Below are 2,815 nucleotides of genomic sequence, written 5' to 3'. Positions count from 1 at the left end.
CCCCAGTTGACCGACGAACAGCGCGCGGCAGCGTTGGAGAAGGCTGCTGCCGCACGTCGAGCACGAGCCGAGCTCAAAGACCGGCTCAAGCGCGGCGGCACCAACCTCAAGCAGGTGCTCCAGGACGCAGAGACCGATGAGGTCCTGGGCAAGATGAAGGTTTCCGCGCTGCTGGAGGCCCTGCCCAAGGTGGGCAAGGTCAAGGCGCAGGAAATCATGACCGAACTCGAGATCGCCCCGACGCGCCGGCTGCGCGGTCTGGGTGATCGTCAGCGCAAGGCCCTGCTGGAAAAGTTCGACTTCTCGTAGAGGGCTGTGAACGAGGGCGGGGGGCCGGACAGCACGTCCAGGGCGACGGTCCTGGTGTTGTCCGGCCCGTCTGCCGTCGGGAAGTCCACCGTGGTCCGGTGCCTGCGTGAGCGGGTCACCGACCTGTACTTCAGCGTCTCGGTGACGACGCGGGCCCCGCGCCCCGGCGAAGTCGACGGGGTGGACTACTTCTTCGTGACGGCAGAGCGGTTTCAGCAGCTCATCGACGAGGGCGCCCTCCTCGAATGGGCCGAGATCCACGGCGGGCTGCATCGCTCGGGCACCCCTGCGGCGCCGGTGCGCGAGGCCACGGCGGCGGGCCGGCCCGTTCTGATCGAGGTCGACCTCGCCGGTGCGCGTGCGGTCAAGCAGGCGATGCCCGAGGCGACCACGGTGTTCCTGGCGCCCCCCAGCTGGGAGGTGCTGCAGAGCCGCCTGGTCGGTCGCGGCACCGAGACACCCGAGGTGATGGCCCGCCGGCTGCAGACCGCCAGGGACGAGCTGGCGGCGCAAGGTGACTTCGACGAGGTCGTCGTCAACAGGCAATTGGAGTCTGCCTGCGCGGAATTGGTATCCTTGCTGGTGGCCCACGCGCCGGTGCGGCACGACCAGGCTTGATCGCCACCTGCACCCATCCGCGTTTCATCGCACAACCGCCAGGAGAACTTCTACGTGAGCACCCCGCACGCCGACGCGGTGGACATCGATCCGTCCGCTGCCATCGCTTACGACACACCGCTGGGCATCACCAACCCGCCCATCGACGAGTTGCTGGACCGCGCGTCGAGCAAGTACGCGCTGGTGATCTACGCCGCCAAGCGGGCGCGCCAGATCAACGACTACTACAACCAGCTCGGTGACGGCATCCTGGAGTACGTCGGTCCGCTCGTGGAGCCGGGCCTGCAGGAGAAGCCGTTGTCGATCGCGATGCGCGAGATCCACGGGGATCTCCTCGAGCACACCGAGGGCGAGTAGCCGGGCGGGCCCCAGGAGTGGAGCGCAAGCGGATCATCGTCGGCGTCGCCGGTGGCATCGCCGCTTACAAGGCGGCCACGGTGGTCCGCCAGCTCACCGAGGCCGGACACAGCGTCCGGGTGGTCCCCACCGAATCGGCGCTGCGTTTCGTCGGGGCCGCCACGTTCGAGGCGCTGTCGGGCAACCCGGTGCACACCGGGGTGTTCGAGGACGTCCACGAGGTGCCGCACGTGCGGATCGGCCAGACCGCCGACCTCGTCGTCGTCGCTCCGGCCACCGCCGACCTGCTCGCCCGGGCCGCCGTCGGACGCGCCGACGACCTGCTGACCGCGACACTGTTGACCGCGCGGTGCCCGGTGCTCTACGCGCCGGCGATGCACACCGAGATGTGGCTGCATCCGGCGACCGTCGAGAACGTGGCGACACTGCGCCGCCGCGGCGCGATCGTGATGGAACCGGCCTCCGGACGGCTCACCGGCGCCGACACCGGCCCTGGGCGACTGCCCGAGGCCGAGGAGATCAGCACGCTGGCACAGCTGCTGCTGGCCCGCGGTGACGCGCTGCCCTACGACCTGGCCGGCGTCAAGGTGCTGGTGAGCGCCGGCGGCACCCGCGAACCGATCGACCCGGTGCGTTTCATCGGCAACCGCAGCTCCGGCAAGCAGGGTTACGCGGTGGCGCGGGTGATGGCCCAGCGCGGCGCGGACGTCACGCTGATCGCCGGGAACACCGCCGGGCTGGTCGACCCGGCCGGGGTGCACGTCGCGCACATCGGATCGGCCGCGCAGCTGCGCGACGCGGTGTCCAAGCACGCGCCCGAGGCGAACGTGTTGGTGATGGCCGCGGCGGTCGCCGACTTCCGGCCCGCCAACCCGGCCGCGAACAAGATCAAGAAGGGGCCGTCCGAAGCCGACGATCCCACCATCGAACTGATCCGCAACGACGACGTGCTCGCCGGCGCGGTCCGGGCCCGCCGTGACGGGCAGCTGCCGAACATGCAGGCCATCGTCGGTTTCGCGGCCGAGACGGGTGACGCGAACGGTGATGTGCTGTTCCACGCCCGCGCCAAGCTCCGGCGCAAAGGATGCGACCTGCTGGTCGTCAACGCGGTCGGCGAGAACCGCGCGTTCGAGGTCGACCACAACGACGGATGGTTGCTGTCGGCCGACGGCACGGAGTCGGCGCTGGAGCACGGTTCGAAGACCGTCATCGCGAGCCGTATTGTGGACGCGATCGCGGCTTTCCTGCACTCCGGTGACGGGTAGGCCGAACAGCGGGGGACGCGCTCGGGTGCCAGGGGCGCCCGGAGCGGTGTGACCGTCGCGGGTAAGTTGACTGACTGACTATCTCAGGTTCGCTTGAGTGGAAGGAATCGGACGTGAGTGAAGCTCGGCTGTTTACCAGTGAGTCGGTGACCGAGGGACACCCCGACAAGATCTGTGACGCCATCAGCGACTCGGTGCTCGACGCGTTGCTCGCCGACGATCCGAAATCCCGCGTCGCGGTGGAGACACTGGTGACGACCGGCCAG

5 protein-coding genes are annotated in these 2,815 nt (G+C 69.3%); all 5 read left to right on the top strand.

Going from position 1 to position 2,815, the window contains the following annotated elements; all coding sequences use genetic code 11:
* A partial coding sequence (gene mihF, locus ASJ79_RS21775) for an integration host factor, actinobacterial type (protein ID WP_082753987.1) occupies positions 1-309 on the top strand: 309 nt, incomplete at its 5' end.
* Between the two features lie 6 nt (positions 310-315).
* Positions 316-927 (top strand): guanylate kinase, encoded by a 612-nt coding sequence (gene gmk / locus ASJ79_RS21770; protein WP_067959778.1) that lies wholly within the window; start codon positions 316-318, stop codon positions 925-927.
* 54 nt (positions 928-981) lie between these two features.
* Positions 982-1,284 (top strand): DNA-directed RNA polymerase subunit omega, encoded by a 303-nt coding sequence (gene rpoZ, locus ASJ79_RS21765; protein WP_067959775.1) that lies wholly within the window; start codon positions 982-984, stop codon positions 1,282-1,284.
* 17 nt (positions 1,285-1,301) lie between these two features.
* On the top strand, positions 1,302-2,549 hold the full coding sequence (gene coaBC, locus ASJ79_RS21760) for a bifunctional phosphopantothenoylcysteine decarboxylase/phosphopantothenate--cysteine ligase CoaBC (protein WP_067959772.1): 1,248 nt from the start codon (positions 1,302-1,304) through the stop codon (positions 2,547-2,549).
* A 113-nt stretch (positions 2,550-2,662) separates the two neighbouring features.
* Positions 2,663-2,815: S-adenosylmethionine synthetase N-terminal domain-containing protein (locus tag ASJ79_RS31385; RefSeq protein WP_304439121.1), on the top strand; the 153-nt coding region annotated here is incomplete at its 3' end.

It is taken from the genome of Mycobacterium sp. NAZ190054, assembly GCF_001545925.1.
In the GTDB taxonomy this organism is placed as follows: Bacteria; Actinomycetota; Actinomycetes; order Mycobacteriales; family Mycobacteriaceae; genus Mycobacterium.
The sequence above is the reverse complement of the archived record's forward strand: the minus strand, read 5'-3'. Positions and strand labels throughout refer to the sequence as shown.